Raw genomic sequence first — 15,913 nt, forward strand, 5'->3', positions numbered from 1 at the left:
CGTTCTGCAAACGACACCACACGATGAAACAGGCAGCCGGGTGGACGGTCGTGCAAGAACCGGGTGGCAGGTTGCGGTTCACCGCGCCCTCCGGGTTGAAGTACACCGACGATCCACCACCGCGCGTCGTGTTCATGCCCGACCCGCCACCGGCTCAGGACCCAGCCGATGAGGTCGTCGCGCCGTTCTGACCCGGGAGGTCAGCGGGTAGATGCGCGACCGGACGTTTCGTCTCACTCCGCTCGCTCGACGACCCGGCTAGGCGGGTTCGAGTCCGGTCAGAGGACCGGCGCGATATCGGTCTGCCTGAAGCCGTCGCCCTTGAAAAGCAGCGGGGCGCCCAAGTGTCGAGCGAGCGCGTAGGAGTAGCAGTCGCCAAGGTTGAGTGCGGCGGTATGGCGCCCTTTGCCGAAGCGGCGCCACGCGGCCGACGCGATCGACGCCTGCGTGGCATCGAGCGGAACGATGCGGATGCGCGTCTCCCGCAGCACGGCCGCGAGGTCTTGCGCGGCAGCACTGCCCTGGCGTGCTTCGGCGACGATCGTGGCCTCGACCAGCGTCGCAGCGCTGACACACGCGTCGCCGGTGTTCGCAGCGAGTGCGCGGGCGAAGGGGAGGGCGTCGCGCTCGCCGAGCACGATCGCCATGAGCGCCGAGGTGTCGACGGCGATGGTCACGTGGGCAGTCCGGCTTCGTCGTAGCCGAGGATCTCATCCGTGGTTCGGTCGTCGAGCGTCTCGCGTTCTCGCGCTCGCGCGATGATGCTCTCGAGCTCGGCGAGCACCTCGGGCGCGGTGTCTCGCGCCTGTACCCGTGCAAGGCGCTCGGCGAACGCGGCGCGTGCGGCGACGGTGATGCTCTCACCGGTGGCGGCGGCGAGCGCCCGGGCGAGGCGGTCGGCCTCCGGGTCTTTGATGTTGAGCGCCATATCCGCATACTATCTCGCGAGGAAGAAAGGTGGACGTAAAGGAAGAAAGCCTCGCCGCTCCGACGTCCTCGCCGTCGTGACGCATAGGCCACGACGCCCGGCTGATCGCATCACGCGGCAGCCGTCGTCACGTGGCGGCGCACGGCACGATGCGCAGCTCGCCGTCGACCACGACCGGTGCCGTGCCCTCGATGCGCACGAGACCGTCATCGGTGACGAGGCACGTGGTGGCGCCGGAACCGGTCGCCGGCGCGAACCACGTCACCACCACCGCCGTCCCAAGGCTCGCCGTGCCGACAAGTGTGGCGATGACCGCCGCAGTGAGCAATCGACGTGCGCGCGAGACCTCTGCGCGCACTGCCGCGTTCCAGTCCTCGTACGCGCCATCCACCTTCTGCTGATCGGCGCGACGCGACAGCTCGTCGTCGCCGAACGGATTTCCGTGCGCCGCAGCGTAGGCGCAGAAGACGCCGGTGCCCACGGCCACAGCACCGACGATCATCAGCGCGATGATCGTGAACTGGGTGGACGCGGGAGCCTTCGTGAAGGTCTCGGCACCCTTCACGACCACGGCCGTGGTCAGCACCCCGGTGACCGCAGCGAGACCCGGGATCCACTTCTCGGCGCGCGTGCGCACACGCGCCAGCTCGCCGGCGCGGTGGTCCTGCAGCTGCTTGAGGGCAGCGAGATCATGCGGGGCGGTCACGGCGCCCCCTCTCGAGGGACACGCACGAGGAAGGTGCGACCGCACGTCGGCTGGTGGTCCTTGCCGTGCGGACCACCGCAGCTGCACGCCGCGATGAACTCCCTCGTCGTCGGCCCGCTGTCTGTGTCGGCGTCGCTGTCGGCTGTATCGCTATCGGCACCGAGGAGCGGTGGGCCATACGCGGGCCCGAGACACCACGGACAGGGGCCGCTTCCGGCGACGTGGCCGGCAGCATCCGCGGTGAAGGTCCATCCGGAGGGGAGGTCGACCTCGAGAGGCGGCCCGGGCACGTAGGGCGTCGTCAGGTCGTGCGCCATGGGAACCCTCCGCTCCGCGTGTGCTGGAACCATAGCGGAGGCCGGCGCGTTCGCGACAGAGGCGCGATACCGTCGTCGGGTGAGCAGCCGTCGCCCGAAGAACCGTCGTCCGCAGCAGCGGCGCAGCCCGCGCCCTCCGTCGCCCGCCGGCGCATCCTTCGGGCTCGGTCGGCCGCCGGAGCCGCTCGAGCCGCCGGAGCCCGCGGCCGACACCGGAATGCTCGTGCTTGAGACCGAGGTCGCCAAGACGCTCGCCTCGCCGCATCCGGTCGACCTGCTGATCTACGCCAGCACGTTGCTGGCGGGCATCCCGTCGGCGGACGAGCCTTCGCCGTTCGAGAAGCGACCCGACGACGACGTCGACCTGCCGAGCGTGGACGAGCTGATCGTCATGTTCCGCGAGGCGGCGCGGATGCCGACCGACGCGCTCCTGCTCGTGCTGACACGGCTCGCCGGCGACGAGGTGAGGCAGCGCCGTGTCGATCGGGAGGTCGCCGCGCGGCGGCATCCCTTCCCGTCCTGGCTGACGCGGCTGGATGAGATCCGCCCGGTGCGGGCCGTGCAGATGGGGCACGTGCTGGGTGACGGCGAGAACGTCGCGCTCGGAGTGCACCTGCCGGCGGGCGATATGACGGTGCTCGTCTACGTCGACCACAACATGGGCACGGTGGTCAAAGACGCGTTTGTCATCGACGCGCCGATCGCCGAAGTCGTCGCCCACCTCGACAGCCTGCTGGGCGCGGAGTCGCCGGGCGAGACCTTCACGCGTGAGATCACGCTGGCCGACGCGCGGGCGAAGATCGACGACGCGGTGCGGTTCGGGCGCATCACGTATCCACCGTTCGAGACCGAGACGTGGCCGGCGGTGCGTCCGCTCGTCGAGTGGATGCTGCGCCTTCTGCCCGCCGGTGGCAGTGGGTACGCAACGGAGGAGATCGAGAGCGACCAGATCGAGGCGCTCGCCGAGCGGATCATGGCCTCTCCGCACGGGCGCGGCCTGCGCAGGAGGAAGGGCTCGGACGATGCCGACATCGTCGAGACGCTGCTGTGGCTCGGGGCGCAGCAGCTGGGCGGAGACCCGCTGCGGTGGTCGCCGGTCACGGTTGAGATCGCGCTGCTCGACCTGGTGCCGCGCAAGATCGTCGCCGACGCGGCTTATCTGCGGCGGGTGCCCGAGGTGATGCGGCACGTGGTGACGTTCGCGCACGCTGAGCGCAGCATCCCCGAGCACCTGACCACCGCCACCATTGCAGCCGTCGACGAGTTCGAGCCGCAGTACCTCGACGCGATCTCGTCGCCGCGACGACAGGGGCCCGAAGCGCTTCTCGAGCAGATGGGGATGCTGCCGCCGCTCGACGGCGCTGCCGACGACGATGCGGAGTTCCCCTCGTTCGACGACGCGGACGTGTCGTTCTTCATCGAGCTCGTCGAGAGCGCCGTCGGCGGACCCGAGGCCATGGAGGCGCTGGATGACACACCGCTGCCCGACGAGCCGCTCGACCTCACGGGCACTGCCGACGACGTGGGCGAGCGGGTGCGCGGCGTGGGCGCACTCGCGGACGACGCCGTGGCGAATCTCTTCGCGGATGACGCGAGGCGAACGGAGCTGCGCACGGCCGCGCGGCGGATCCTCGCGCGGATCGCGGCCGCCGACCCAGCGATCTTTCGCCGCAGATCCAGCGATGCGGCAGCCGCGGCCGCCGTGCTGTGGATCGCCGGATCGGTCAACGACGCCTTTCGGGCCTCGCGCGGAGGGGTGACCGTGAGCGCGATGATGTCCGCGTTGGGCTTGAAGGGGTCGCCGTCGCAGCGGGCGCAGCCGATGCTCCGGGCCCTGGGCGTGCCGGTGCCCGAGGACTGGAGCAGGTCGCTCGGAGACCCGCTGCTCCTCGTCTCGGACAGGCGCCGCACACTGCGCGAACGGTGGGAGTCGCTGCAGGCGATGAGCTGAGGGCACTTGCCGGGAAGGGGCATCGGTGCGACGGCGATAGAACTCATCCGTCGCGACCGCTCTCCTGGCTCGTCCCGGCCATTTTCTCGTCGACGCCGCCAGCGCACTGCGCGGCCGCGCGCATTCCCGGCGCCACCTGCGTCATGCGGGTGCTCTGATACCGGCTGGCTCGGGACCCGCGGCCCCCGCCACGCGAGGCTGACCACCCCACCGATCTCCTGATACTCCGGCGGGCGATCAAGCTGGCTGCGGGTTCGCGTCGAAACGCGATCCTCCGGGACGTTGCGAGAGCAGGGTGAAGACAAGCAGAACCATGGCACCGGCGAGCGGGATGAAGACAATGAAGAACCATGCCCCGGATCGGTCGACGTCGTGGAGCCGGCGCCAGGTGAGGGCGAGAGCCGGCAAGAGTGTGCCGAGGGTGTAGATGAGGAAGAGGGCTCCGGTGACAGTCGTGATCGGGGATGTCGGGCCGGGTGAGAACGGCGAGAGAAGGTTCACGGAGACCGTGTCGAATTCCTCGCCGGCGAGACTGCCTGTGAGGTTGAAGGCGACAACGACCAGGAAGTTCGCCAGAACCCACCACCAGTACTCGCTTCGGCTCGCCCGGCCACTGAAGGTGGCGTACTTGGCGAAGAACCGCATGACGGCTTGGGGAAAGGTTGCGCCGTACAGCGGCGCTGCGAGGGCCTTCTTGTCGGTCATCTCGGGTCCTCTCGTCGGCACGCCAGTCGCCCACGATAGTTCCCAGCGCACGAGAGAGACATGTCATCTGAGCGGCGAGCGAAGACCGACTCCCACCTGCATCGCTTTCTCCGCCGGCGGTGACGCATCGCATCGTGACGCCCCGGTGCTCCGCCGCGCGTGGGCCGCGGTCAGGGTGCCTCGCCGACGCGATGACCCGTGATGAGGTTCCCGACGTACGTCCGAACGCGGTCGTGCAGATGAGATGCCGCACCGTCGAGCGGGGTCTCCGCATCGATCAGGGCACGGAGCTCATCGAGCGTGGATTCGACCACGCGGTCGGCGCGGCGGACGCCCCACGTCGATGCTTCGGCGACGAGGTCGGCCGCCGTCAGTCGCGCGTGCACGTACTGACCGTTGACGGCCAGCGCGACGCGCCCATCCACATCCATCCGGTGGGCCATCGGAACGACGTCGTACGCCGGTGCCAGCGTCACGTCGCCGTCTCTTGCGTGCAGCAGGGCGAGGTTCTTCGTGCAGGTCGAGGTTGCCGACCGCGACGGTGAGCACCAGCATCCGTGCGAGCGTGTGAAGATTGTCGGAGCGCGCATGTCGCGCCAGCACGTCCGCCACGCGGGCAAGGCTGACGACGCCGCCGATCTCCTGATACTTCTGGTTCCCGGCCGCTCCGAGCGCCTGGCTGAAGTCCTCCTGGTGGATGCGGGTGCCGGTCGCTCGATCGAAGCGTTCGACGACAAGGGTCGGCAGGCCATCGAACGACGTGACGTGTGTGTCGAACGCGGCGAGCTGCAGCCCGCGAGCCAGGCGCGCTCCATACTCCTCGTCGAAGATGACGGTCGGCAGCTGGGAAAGCTGCGGTTTGAGAATGTGCGTCGAGGGGAAGCCGCCGGTGACGCGGGCCCAGCCGTCGTCGGTCCGCGCGAGTACGACCTTCGGTTGAACGCCTCCGAGCGACGACTTTCCGGCGAGGGGGTCGTTGCCGAGCGGTGCGGAGATCGGGTCTTCGAGCAGTCGCCTGATCTGCGCCGCATCGACCGGGATGGCGCGCCCGGTAGGGGGCTCGGTCGGGTCATCGACATCCCAGATCTGGAGGGCTCCTGCGACGTCGCGGCCGTATGCCGCGAGGAAGGCCGGCACATCGCCACGCCGGAGCCCGCGGCGAGAGAGCATGTGCTCGAGCTGGTCGCCCTCGGGCAGCAGCTCGGCGAACCAGTTGCGACGGCGGCCCGCATGATGACGGGGCGGGCGAGGCGATAGGGGCACCGCCGTCGACAGAACGCGGCTGTTCGTGCCGAACCGGGCCATCGCGTCGCGGGAGATCTCGATGTCGAAGGTCCGCGCGTCGCCGACGAGGTGTCCGATCACCTCGTCGTACAGCTCGACGGCGAGTCTCATTCGTCTTCGGGGGGCAGCTCGGCGGACAGTTCGACACCGGTCGCGCGGAGGAGATCGAACACCTTGCGCATGTATATCGTCGGCTTGCCCGATTCGATCTCGCTCACGGATCGCTGCGACAGCCCGAGCTGGTCGGCGAGAGCGGTCTGCGAGAGGCCCCGCGCAAGGCGCGCCTGCTGAATCACGAGGCCGATGTCGCTCGGCGATTGGATGCGGGTTCGTGCCGTCGACATGGCGCCTTCCTTGCTTCGGGTGATGCTGTCTGCGGCCCCGCGCTATGCGGATTTCCGGATACCTTCGGCCTATTACATTTTCCGGATAGGAAGCGGGTATGTCAATATCCGGATAAGGGTGGCGGCGGAGCGGGGTGGCTTTCGGCGCTCGCTGGTGGGGAAAGGGGTGGCTCGGCGGGAAACGGGCTGGCTCGAGAAGAAGTTTGTCGATTTCCCGTACGGTCGGCGGTTTTTCGGGTGGAATGTCGGTGGCCCTCCCTAGTCTCGAAGTAGTCAGAGATCGAACCGGGGGCGTGATGAGCGACGAGAAGCAGCGGGAGGCAGATGCCCTCCGCACGCGGGAACTCGTCGCCGAGGCACGTCGGCTCCGGGTGATGATTGCTGCTGCGGAGGCGGAGTTGGCGCGGACGCATGCTGACGCGTATGCGTTGACCCAGGAGCAGATGGCGCGGTTGCGTGATGCGTCGACGCGGGAGCGGGAGATGCCGTTGCGGTCGATGGCGGCGGAGCTCGCGGTCGACGCTCGGGTGAGTGATCGCACGCTGCAGACGCAGCTGTTCGAAGCGCACCGTACGATGACGGAGTTTCAGGCGTCGTGGGAGGCGTGGCGTGAGGGGCGGGTGTCTCGCGCGCATGTGCGGGTGATCGTCGATGCCGGAGCGGATCTTTCCGACGATGAGGCGCGTGCCGCGTATGAGGCTGAGGTGCTCGCTTACGCGGAGAAGACGTCTGCTGGGCGTGTGAGGTCGTTTGCGGAGCAGGTGGTGGAGAAGCACAACCCGAAGACCATGCAGGAGCGCCACGATGTAGCGGTCCTGGACCGGCGGGTGTGGGTCGAGGATCTCCGTGACGGGATGTCGATGCTGGGTGTGATTGGGCCGTCGGTGGAGGTGCGCGGGGTGCATGATCGGCTCACCCGGCAGGGGAAGGCCATCAAGGCCGCCGACCGTGCGGTCCGGCGCGAAGCAGCCGCGCGTGCCGCTGCCGACACCGCCGCCGCCGCCGGACGCGACGCCAAGCAGCCGGACCCTCCGCAAGGCGACGGCGAGATAGCGGCGACGGACGTGGGCGTGAGTTTCGGACTGGCCGAGCCAGGGGAGTCGTGCGCGGCGGGCGGAAGCGACGCGACGGAGAACCTGTGGTTCGATGAGCGGACGCTGGATCAGATCCGCACCGACGTGCTGTTGGACATGATGCTGACCTCCTCACCGTCGGTTGACCCGACCGCGGTCGAGGGTGGGTTGGGTGCGATCCGAGCTCACGTGCAGGTGACGGTGCCGGCGACAACGCTCGCGGGAACCACGACCGGTGGGGCGGAGCTGGACGGGAAGTGCGCGGTGGACCCCGAAACGGCGAAGATCCTTGCGGGCAATGTCCCCAGCTTCGACCGGGTGTTCCTCGACCCCGTCACCGGTGCCGTGCTCGCGGTTGATCGCCGGTTCGTGACGGCGGAGCAGAAGCGGTACCTGGTGGCGCGGGATATCCGGTGCCGGTTCCCCGGGTGCCGACGGCCCGCGCGGGATTGCGACTGGGATCACCGGGAAGACTGGGCGCTGGGTGGAAAGACCGACGTCGACAATGTCGGGGCGTTCTGCAAACGACACCACACGATGAAACAGGCAGCCGGGTGGACGGTCGTGCAGGAACCCGGCGGAAGGTTGCGGTTCACCGCGCCCTCCGGGTTGGAATACATCGACGGTCCACCACCGCGGGTGGTGTTCATGCCCGACCCACCACCACCGGGCTTTGATCCGACCGGTGAGGCCGTCGCACCGTTCTGACCCTGGAATCGGGGTCAGGCGGTGAGGATGCGCTCGTTCACCTCGCGCTGCCAGTCGCGCAGCTGCCACATCGGGTGATGCGGGGCCGCGTTCGAGCAGAGCACCAGGCCCCACACGCCGTGCTCCAACGCGGTGTCGATGCCGTGCTCGGCGAGAGAGCGACCAATCGGCCCCTCTTCGAACGTGCCGTGCAGGGGCGTATACCCGACCCACCCCTCGCCCACGACCGCCGGCACATCCTGCCAGCGCGCCCACGCGGCGATCGCGATCGTGCGTGACTCGATCTCGCGTCGCATCACCTCGTCGAACCGCGGATAGTGCTTCTCGAGCCATGCATCCCACAGCGCGGGATCCAGTTGGTCATACCCGTAGAACATCTGATCGGTCACGACCGTCGCGCGGTATTTCCACTCGGCTGCCCGCCCGTACGCTGCGACCGACGGGGCGTCGGAACGCAGCATCCGCTCGAACGCCTCGTTCGGAAAGACCGCACTGCCCTCGGAGCGGATATCGACCAGCCTCTGCAGCTCGTCGAGTACCCCGTAGCTGTACACGTGGAACTGTGCCGCACCGAGTCCGGCGGGCACGCGGTGCATCGCCAGGTGGGGAGGCTTGCCGTAGCTGGCTGTGACGAGCAGATCAGGATGCGCCGCGCGCAGGCGCGCGACCTCGGCGGCGCCGCCGTCTTCGAGCGCTGGGAGGATCGAGAAGTCCACCTCGTTGTGCAGCTCGACCATCGCGATGCGGTCGCGGTGACCGGCGTCGGTGAGCTCTCCCAGGAGGCGATCCCACGCATCGGCCAGCAAGCGGTAGCGGTCGGCGAGACGAACGGCGTCGATGGCGTCGAACCACGCCGACGACGCCGCGAAGGCTGGGGACTGCTGGTACTCCCAGCTCGCGAGGAGCACCACAAGGCCGTGCCGCTCGGCCGCATCGAACAGCTCGAGCAGGCGTGCGCGTACATCAATCTCGTAGCCGCCTGGGGCGTCATACCACCGGGTGCGCTGTCCGAAGAAGCCTCCGGCGGGTGAGACGCCCATTCCCTCGATGGTGATCGTGCTGTCCAGACCCAGCCCGCCGGCGATGAGCAGCGGTGCCGCACAGATGCGCACGGCGTTGTAACCGAGGGAGGCGGCGTCGGCCATGGCTGCGTCGATGTCGGCGTACGGCTCACCCCCTCCGGCGCGGGTGTACCAGGAGAAATCCCACAGGGTGATCGTCAGCCGCTGGGGGAGGTGGGCGGGAACGGGTCCGGTCAGCGCCGTCTCGTCGCGGGCGACGGATCCTGCGCCGAGATAGCGCTCGGTCATGCGGATGCCTCCTGTCGATTCGTCTCGAGTGCGGCGGCCCGCGTGAGGGCGCGACCGCGGGTGGCCAGCTCGTCGAGCTCGTCGGCAGTACGCCGTCGCGCGGCGGCGGTGCCGGTGTCGAAGACCGTCAGCTCGGGCAGGGAGGTCGCGAAGTAGTCGACCGCGTCGGGGGCCTCGTGCAGCGCCTGTGCGCGCTCGCCGAGCACACGCCATGCGGCCTCTGCCGCATCGGCATCACCAAGGCGAAGGTGCGCGATCCCGCGCCAGAACGTGAGCGCATCGGCTGGCCGCTCGGCGACCGCGAGCGGCGTCGGCGCTACCGCGCTCGCCCACGTGGCGCGCGCGGCATCCGCGGCGCCCTGGGCCGCACGCACATCGCCGAGAAGCACGATGCGCTCGAGCGCCGGTTCCGCGGGGTGGCGACCCTCGCCGAGATGCGCCGGCACGGAGAGCGTGAGCAGCTGTGCAGCCTCGACGAGCGCGTCGGGGGTGCCGTCGGCGAGGAGCGCACGCGCCTGGGCGCAGATCGCCCGGTCGAAGGCTGCGATCACGCGACCCTCGCCGCCTTCGAACGGGCGGAACTCGCGCGAGGTGAGCACCCGCCACGCCTCCCAGATGCGGTCGAGGTCGAGCAGCAGGGACACGTGCCGCAGCGCGAGGTCATCCCGAGTGCCGATGAGAGGGGCGTGCTCGTTGAGCAGGGCGAGGCGGGCACCCGCATCGAGGCCGCGTCGCTCCGCCAGCAGGTCGCGTTCGAGCACGAGGCGGGCATCGGCGCGCAGATGCAGGGCGTGACGCAGCGCCGCGTCGGCGCCTTCGTCGTCGCCGGTCGCGGCGACCCGCGCCAGCGCAAGGTTCCGCCACATGACAGGGTCGGTCGAACCCGCATCTGCGGCGGTCTGCAGTGCTGTGACCGCGTCGGTGTGTCGCCCGGCGTCGAGGAGCCACATGCCGAGCAGTCCCGCGGCGGTCGCGTCCGTGCTGTCAGCGCGTACGGCTGCGCGGAGCGCGTCGTACTGCTCTAGTCCGGCGGGGAACGCCAGCGATGCGTCGGCGGCCGCTCCCGCGCGCCGCTCGGCGCTCGCGGCTGCAGGCTCTCCGGCACGGTCGAGCCAAAGCGCGCGCAGGTAATGACGCAGCGGGCCCGCCCGTCCGGCCGCCGGTGTGCTCGACGCGGGCGCCTCGGTTGCCGCCAGCGCGACATCCAGGCGCGCCGCGCGTTCGAACTCCGCCCCGACGTCGAGCGCGGTGCGCTCATCGAGCGGGGTGAGGGAGTCGGCCTCCGGCGCCTCGTCGGCGGTGCCGGGCGCCGGCGCGGCGAGTGCGCGCACCAGCGCAGCGGATGCGGCATCGAGCGGGTCGTCCCGGTGCAGGTGCCTCGCGAGCGCGAGCGCGCCCATGGCGTCCGGATCCGCCAGGGCGACGAGGCGCCGCGCCTCGGGCACAGCGCCGGCCGTCTCGGCAAGGTAGCGCGCGTCGACGGAGCGCCCGGCGCGCAGCGCGATGCGGGCCCGCGCGAGAGCAGAGGGAACGGACCACGCCGCGTTCCACCCGGCGCGGGCGAACGCGCGGTCGGCGGCAGCGTCATCGCCGAGGCGCTCGTGCACGAGGCCGAGCAGGTACAGCGGCTCGCCGTCGCGCGGGCTGAGGTTACGCGCGGTCGCCCGGCTGACGGCGGTCTGGAGTGCCTCGAGCGCAAGCGCGTACTCGCCGCGGCGGAGGTGCCATGCGCCGAGAGCGGTGGCGGCGCGGGTGTCACCCGGGTCACGCCGGAGCGCCTCGCGCAGGTAGGGGAGGGCATCGCGCGTCGGGTGCCGATACTGCTGCAGGTGCGTCGCGGTGACCAGAAGCTCATCGGTCGAGGCGATCTCGGTAGGCGCCGAGGGCTCGGTCGCCACCCACGGCTCCCCGTGGGTCGAGTCACGCGCCCGCCACTCGACCAGCACGACGTCGCCGTGGCGCAGCGTCACACGATCGACGTCGGCGGAGCACGCCGATCGTGCATCGACCACCTGCACGAGGGGCGTGGCGGGGGAGAGCGTGCCGCTCCACTGCCACACCTCGTCTTCGCCGATGGCGGCCGACACCGTGAGCCCGTCGTAGGCGCGGGTGACTGCGACGCCGATCCGCGTGCCGCCGGGCTTCGCATCCACGGAGATCGCCGCATCCGTCGTCGCCTGTCGCACGGGGCCCGTTCGATGGATCGGGTACCAGTACTGACGGAAGCGCTTGGTCTCACCGGGCAGCAGCCAGGCGAAGTCGGGCTGATTGTCGGTGAAGACACCGGCCATGAGCTCGACGTAAGGACCGTCGGTGTCGGTCAGCTGCGCATCCCATGCGCGGCCGATCTCGCCGTCCCCCCAGGTCCACTGCTTCTTGCCGGGCGAGATCGCCGGATCGGCCCAGTGCACGAAGCCGGCGTCGGCGGCGTGATCGTATCCGCCGAAGAACGCGTCGTCGGTGTCGGTGATCATGTACGACGTGGGCACGGGAATGTTGCTGTACACATCGATGCGGTCGGCGTCGGCGCGCTGCGCGGCCAGCGCCGGGTAGTCCACGCCGTAGTACGGCCGATCCGCTCGCGGGAACGCCGATATCGCGCGTCGCGCGTGATCTGCGACGTAGGCCACGTCGTCGGGGAAGAATGACTGGTACCGCTCGTGGGAGGCCGCGGCGACGTTCGCCCACCACAGGAAGGTCTGCGTCCCATCGGTGCGGTTGTGCAGGTGCACGTCGGCTTCGATGAGGGACGAGCCCGGCCGCACGCGGATGCCGTGCGTTCCGCGCATCCGCTGCAGGGGATCGAGATCGCTGTGCCAGACCACGACCGCGCCGTCGTCTTCGCGCTCGATGCGTGCATCCACCGGCAGGAACGTCGCCGGGCGATGGTGCTGCGGCCAGTTAAACTCCACGCCGCCCGAGATCCACGGGCCGGCGAGGCCCACCAAGGCCGGTTTGATGACGTTGTTGCGGTAGAAGAAGTCGTAGCCGGCGACCTTGTCGAACCCGATGTGGATGCGCCCGCCGATCTCGGGGAGCAGCATCAGCCGCACGTAGGCGTTCTCGAGGTGGATCGCGTTCCACCGCCGCGGCTTCTTCTCCGCCGAGACCGCGTCGATCATCGGCAGCGGGTACACCCGCCCGCTCGAGCCCTGATAGACCCTGCGATCCAGGAACAGTGGGTAGGGGTCGGGGTCGCCCGGTTCGTACGTGTCAATCCACACCGGCTCACTCCAGCAGGCGACGCCGCCGTCGGCGAGGATCGCGGCCTGGTCGGCGGGGGCGTCGGGCAGCAGGATGCGGCTCGGGGCGTCGTCGTTCCGTGTCACCCGTGAACGCTAACCCGCCTGGAACGGGTGCCACCATGGTCGAAGGGCGCTCCGACCTGGACGATCCGCTGGCCCGGATCCGTTGCGGCCTCCATCTGCCCCGGGCTTGGCGCGTCGGTGCGACAATGGCGCGATGGACGCGGGACACGTCGAACGGCCCGACGGGTTCGAGCACCAGATGCTCAGCGTGGTGCCTCGCCCGCTGGTGGAAGCGTCGCTCGCGCGTGGGGTCACCCGCCGCATGACAGTGACCGATGCCGGGTACTTTCCCCGCGCGGAGCATCACGGTCGCCATCGCCCGAGCGGTATTCCCGAGACGATCGTCATCGTGTGTGTCGCCGGCGCGGGATGGGTCGACGTCTCGGGCGTTCGCACGCGGGTGGGGAGTTCGACGGCGATCGTCATCCCGGCGGGCACTCCGCACGCCTACGGCGCGGCGGGCGACGACCCCTGGACCATCTGGTGGTGTCACGCACGGGGAACCGATGTCGCGGAGCTCGTCGACGCGTGCGGCGTCGACGGCGGACACGTCACTCTGTCGCTGCGGAGCGTGGAGAGGGCGACCGCGCTGCTGGATGAGATCTCCCGCTCTCTCGCGCGCGACACCACCCCCGCGCGGCTCGTGGCGACATCCGGCATGGCCTGGCGCCTGTTCACGCAGCTCGCCGTCGACCGGCGCCTGGCCGTCGATGGCACGCCGCTCGAACGCGCGATGCGCTACCTCGAGGAGCGGATCGACGGGCGGGTGCAGGTTCCGGAGCTGGCGGCGATGGTGGGGCTGTCGCCCTCGCACCTGGCCGCGCTGTTCCGCGACGCCACCGGGGGAGGAGTGCTTGCCCACCACAATGCGCTGAAGATGGCGCGGGCACGCGTGCTGTTGGACACGACCGACATGACGGTCGCCGAAGTCGGTCGCGCGACGGGCTTCGACGACGCCTTCTACTTCTCCCGGCAGTTCCGGCGCGTGCACGGCGTAAGCCCCCGCGCCTACCGCGAGCACCGCAAGGGCTGATCCATCGCGTCTCGTCCCGCGCGATGGCTTGCCCGCGCCGCCGCGTCGCTCCGCCCCGCCCGGCCCGCGCCGCCGCCCCACTCTGCCGCGTCGCTCCGCCCCGTGATGCCTTTCCCGCTCCGCCCCGTGATGCCTTTCCCGCTTCGCCCCGCTCTGCCCCCCTCTGCCCCGTGATGCCTTTCCCGCTCCGCAGTCACTTTTTGTGGGTTCTCGTGGAGATGACCCGCGGAAAGTGACTGCGAAACAGACCCGACCCGCGGAACGGACCAGACCGGCGTGACTGCGGGACGGACCAGACCGGCGTGACTGCGGAACGGGCGAGTGCGGAACAGACCCGACCCGCAAAGAGTGACTGCGGAACGGGCGAGTGCGGGACGGCAGCGAGGTCAGCCCTTCGTGGCGCCAGCGGTGAGGTCGGCCCGCCAGAACCTCTGCATCGCGACCATGAGGACCACCAGGAGCACCGCCGACACCGCGGATCCGGTCACCACGAGCTGATAGAACATCGGATCGCGCTGGGTCTGAGAGTTCCAGAGGGTCAAGCCCAGGGTGACGGGGAACGTCTTCGTATCGTTGAGCATCACAAGAGGCAGCAGGTAGTTGTTCCAGATGGTCACGAACTGGAACAGGAAGATCGTCACCAGTGCCGGGCTCATCATGCGCACGGCCATCGTCGCGAAGATGCGCAGGTCGCCGGCACCGTCAATGCGCGCGGCTTCGATGATCTCGTCGGGCACGCTCGCATTGGCGTGGATGCGCGCGAGATACACCCCGAACGGGCTCACCATGCTCGGCAGCAGCACGGCCCAGTACGTACCGGTGAGACCCACGGTGTTCAAGAGGAAGTACAGAGGAAGGGCGATCACGGTCGCCGGCACGAGCACGCCGCCGAGGATCGTCGAGAAGAGGGCCTCTCGGCCCCAGAAGGAGTATTTCGCGATCGCGTATCCGCATGCCGCCGACAGCACCATCGCCACCAGCGCGCCGGCGCCCGAGTAGAGGATGCTGTTGAGCACCCAGCGCGTGAAGATGCCGCCGTCCTGTGTGAACAGCGTCACGAGGTTCTCCCACGCCTGCGGGCTATCGGAGAACCACAGGCCGAACGAGCTGAAGAGGTCGCCCGGCGATTTCGTGGCCGCCACCAGCACCCATACCAGCGGCAGCAGGAAGTAGATCGTCGCGACGACGAGGACGACGTTGACGGCAGTCGCACCGCTGACGGTGCCCTCCCGACCGCCACGACGGCGGCGCGGTGCCGACACTTGCGTGGTCACCATGCGCGGTTCCCCTTCCGGTTGACCAGGCGGAGGAATCCGAACGAGAACACGAACCCGATGAGTGCGACGATGACCGCCATCGCCGCCGCGAGATTCGGGTTGCCCTGTGCGAACGCCTGGTTGTAGGCCGCCATGTTGGGGGTGAAGGTAGAGTTGATCGCCGTCGTGAGTGGAGCGAGCACGAGGGGCTCGACGAACAGCTGCAGCGTGCCGATGATCGTGAAGACGGTCACGAGGATGATCGAGGGCCGTACCAGCGGCAGCTTGATGTTCCATATGATCGACCAGGCCGACGCGCCGTCCATTCGGGCCGCTTCATAGAGCTCGGTGGGGATCGCATCGAGCGCGGCGAGCAGAATGACCATGTTGTAGCCGGCGAAACCCCACAGGGCGATGTTCGCGATCGCGAACAGCACGTTGCCGCTGGACAGCGGATCGACGTCGAGGCCGAGGCTCGACAGCACCTGCAGCACGGGGCTCGTGGCCGGCACGTACAGGAAGCCCCACAGCAGGGTGGCGATGACGCCCGGCACTCCGTAGGGCGCGAAGTAAAGCACGCGGAAGAAGCGCGGTGCACGTGCGCGGCCGCTGTCGATCAGCAGGGCGAGTGAGAGGGCGGTGAACACCATGAGTGGTACTTCGATGACCGAGAACACCAGCAGGCGACCCAGGCTCGCGAGAAACGCGGGATCGTCGAACGCGCGAGCGTAATTCTCGACGAAGACGAACACCGTCTCCGGCGCCCCGAGTCCGAGCCCGGAGTTGCGGGTGGCGAACATGCTCTGGACGAGCGCGAAGACGATGGGCGCGACGAAGAACAGTACGAACATGACGACGAACGGGAGAACGAGAACCCACAGCGCCGTGCGTGGACGCGCGCGGCGGCGGGTGATTGAGGGTGCCGTGGTCACGGAGAGCCCTTCGATCGGAGGGGTCGGGGAGGGATGGCGGGAGGGGCGGGCGCCGGGG

Annotated in this window: 14 protein-coding genes and 1 pseudogene; 4 read left to right on the forward strand and 11 right to left on the reverse strand. The window is 69.4% G+C overall.

Going from position 1 to position 15,913, the window contains the following annotated elements; all coding sequences use genetic code 11:
- Positions 1 to 191, forward strand: a pseudogene (locus ACGG9C_RS14370) (HNH endonuclease); the annotation flags it as partial.
- Between the two features lie 87 nt (positions 192 to 278).
- On the opposite strand, the gene ACGG9C_RS14375 reads toward ACGG9C_RS14370, so the two are convergent.
- From ACGG9C_RS14375 to ACGG9C_RS14390, 4 genes are all read right to left on the reverse strand, one after another.
- On the reverse strand, positions 279 to 677 hold the full coding sequence (locus tag ACGG9C_RS14375) for a type II toxin-antitoxin system VapC family toxin (RefSeq protein ID WP_228480811.1): 399 nt from the start codon (positions 675 to 677) through the stop codon (positions 279 to 281).
- Complete coding sequence (locus ACGG9C_RS14380) at positions 674 to 928, reverse strand: type II toxin-antitoxin system VapB family antitoxin (RefSeq protein WP_071045522.1); 255 nt, start codon at positions 926 to 928, stop codon at positions 674 to 676. Before ACGG9C_RS14380 ends, ACGG9C_RS14375 begins: the two co-directional genes overlap by 4 nt.
- Before the next feature lie 127 nt (positions 929 to 1,055).
- Entirely contained in the window at positions 1,056 to 1,634 is a 579-nt protein-coding gene (locus ACGG9C_RS14385) for a hypothetical protein (protein WP_071045523.1), read from the reverse strand.
- A complete protein-coding gene (locus ACGG9C_RS14390; RefSeq protein WP_194383702.1) occupies positions 1,631 to 1,951 on the reverse strand; it encodes a hypothetical protein in 321 nt (106 codons plus the stop codon). Before ACGG9C_RS14390 ends, ACGG9C_RS14385 begins: the two co-directional genes overlap by 4 nt.
- 79 nt (positions 1,952 to 2,030) lie before the next feature.
- On the opposite strand from ACGG9C_RS14390, the gene ACGG9C_RS14395 reads away from it, so the two are divergent.
- Positions 2,031 to 3,902 (forward strand): hypothetical protein, encoded by a 1,872-nt coding sequence (locus ACGG9C_RS14395; protein WP_194383701.1) that lies wholly within the window; start codon positions 2,031 to 2,033, stop codon positions 3,900 to 3,902.
- Between the two features lie 237 nt (positions 3,903 to 4,139).
- On the opposite strand, the gene ACGG9C_RS14400 is transcribed toward ACGG9C_RS14395, so the two are convergent.
- From ACGG9C_RS14400 to ACGG9C_RS14410, 3 genes are all read right to left on the reverse strand, one after another.
- Positions 4,140 to 4,607, reverse strand: coding sequence for a DUF805 domain-containing protein (locus ACGG9C_RS14400; protein ID WP_194383700.1), 468 nt, complete (start codon positions 4,605 to 4,607; stop codon positions 4,140 to 4,142).
- Positions 4,608 to 4,898: 291 nt separating this feature from the next.
- Positions 4,899 to 6,002: a type II toxin-antitoxin system HipA family toxin gene (locus ACGG9C_RS14405; RefSeq protein ID WP_390178779.1), complete on the reverse strand. Its 1,104-nt coding sequence runs from the start codon at positions 6,000 to 6,002 to the stop codon at positions 4,899 to 4,901.
- Positions 5,999 to 6,235 (reverse strand): helix-turn-helix domain-containing protein, encoded by a 237-nt coding sequence (locus ACGG9C_RS14410; protein ID WP_071045529.1) that lies wholly within the window; start codon positions 6,233 to 6,235, stop codon positions 5,999 to 6,001. Before ACGG9C_RS14410 ends, ACGG9C_RS14405 begins: the two co-directional genes overlap by 4 nt.
- 296 nt (positions 6,236 to 6,531) lie before the next feature.
- On the opposite strand from ACGG9C_RS14410, the gene ACGG9C_RS14415 reads away from it, so the two are divergent.
- Entirely contained in the window at positions 6,532 to 8,016 is a 1,485-nt protein-coding gene (locus ACGG9C_RS14415; protein ID WP_194383699.1) for an HNH endonuclease signature motif containing protein, read from the forward strand.
- A 14-nt stretch (positions 8,017 to 8,030) separates the two neighbouring features.
- Here the strand turns inward: ACGG9C_RS14415 and ACGG9C_RS14420 are convergent, their stop codons facing one another.
- On the reverse strand, positions 8,031 to 9,326 hold the full coding sequence (locus ACGG9C_RS14420) for a cellulase-like family protein (RefSeq protein WP_194383698.1): 1,296 nt from the start codon (positions 9,324 to 9,326) through the stop codon (positions 8,031 to 8,033).
- Positions 9,323 to 12,655 carry a DUF5107 domain-containing protein gene (locus ACGG9C_RS14425; protein WP_194383697.1) on the reverse strand — a complete coding sequence of 1,111 codons (3,333 nt, stop codon included), beginning with the start codon at positions 12,653 to 12,655 and terminating at the stop codon, positions 9,323 to 9,325. The genes ACGG9C_RS14420 and ACGG9C_RS14425 overlap by 4 nt, the downstream gene beginning before the upstream one ends.
- Before the next feature lie 133 nt (positions 12,656 to 12,788).
- Here ACGG9C_RS14425 and ACGG9C_RS14430 point away from each other — a divergent pair, with 133 nt between their 5' ends.
- Positions 12,789 to 13,667 (forward strand): AraC family transcriptional regulator, encoded by an 879-nt coding sequence (locus ACGG9C_RS14430; protein WP_194383696.1) that lies wholly within the window; start codon positions 12,789 to 12,791, stop codon positions 13,665 to 13,667.
- Positions 13,668 to 14,053: 386 nt separating this feature from the next.
- On the opposite strand, the gene ACGG9C_RS14435 is transcribed toward ACGG9C_RS14430, so the two are convergent.
- Together ACGG9C_RS14435 and ACGG9C_RS14440 are read right to left on the reverse strand one after the other, a co-directional pair.
- Positions 14,054 to 14,944: a carbohydrate ABC transporter permease gene (locus ACGG9C_RS14435; RefSeq protein WP_071045534.1), complete on the reverse strand. Its 891-nt coding sequence runs from the start codon at positions 14,942 to 14,944 to the stop codon at positions 14,054 to 14,056.
- Entirely contained in the window at positions 14,938 to 15,855 is a 918-nt protein-coding gene (locus tag ACGG9C_RS14440; protein ID WP_228480810.1) for a carbohydrate ABC transporter permease, read from the reverse strand. The genes ACGG9C_RS14435 and ACGG9C_RS14440 overlap by 7 nt, the downstream gene beginning before the upstream one ends.
- Positions 15,856 to 15,913: the final 58 nt, after the last annotated feature.

It is taken from the genome of Microbacterium sp. MTN4-26 (assembly GCF_042846595.1).
GTDB classification, from domain to species: domain Bacteria; phylum Actinomycetota; class Actinomycetes; order Actinomycetales; family Microbacteriaceae; genus Microbacterium; species Microbacterium luteum.

Coding starts and splice junctions, on each gene's coding strand:
- ACGG9C_RS14420 (WP_194383698.1), bottom strand. CDS start 9,326: ATGACCGAGCGCTATCTCGGCGCAGGATCCGTCGCCCGCGACGAGACG.
- ACGG9C_RS14410 (WP_071045529.1), bottom strand. CDS start 6,235: ATGTCGACGGCACGAACCCGCATCCAATCGCCGAGCGACATCGGCCTC.
- ACGG9C_RS14390 (WP_194383702.1), bottom strand. CDS start 1,951: ATGGCGCACGACCTGACGACGCCCTACGTGCCCGGGCCGCCTCTCGAG.
- ACGG9C_RS14430 (WP_194383696.1), top strand. CDS start 12,789: ATGGACGCGGGACACGTCGAACGGCCCGACGGGTTCGAGCACCAGATG.
- ACGG9C_RS14435 (WP_071045534.1), bottom strand. CDS start 14,944: ATGGTGACCACGCAAGTGTCGGCACCGCGCCGCCGTCGTGGCGGTCGG.
- ACGG9C_RS14405 (WP_390178779.1), bottom strand. CDS start 6,002: ATGAGACTCGCCGTCGAGCTGTACGACGAGGTGATCGGACACCTCGTC.
- ACGG9C_RS14380 (WP_071045522.1), bottom strand. CDS start 928: ATGGCGCTCAACATCAAAGACCCGGAGGCCGACCGCCTCGCCCGGGCG.
- ACGG9C_RS14415 (WP_194383699.1), top strand. CDS start 6,532: ATGAGCGACGAGAAGCAGCGGGAGGCAGATGCCCTCCGCACGCGGGAA.
- ACGG9C_RS14400 (WP_194383700.1), bottom strand. CDS start 4,607: ATGACCGACAAGAAGGCCCTCGCAGCGCCGCTGTACGGCGCAACCTTT.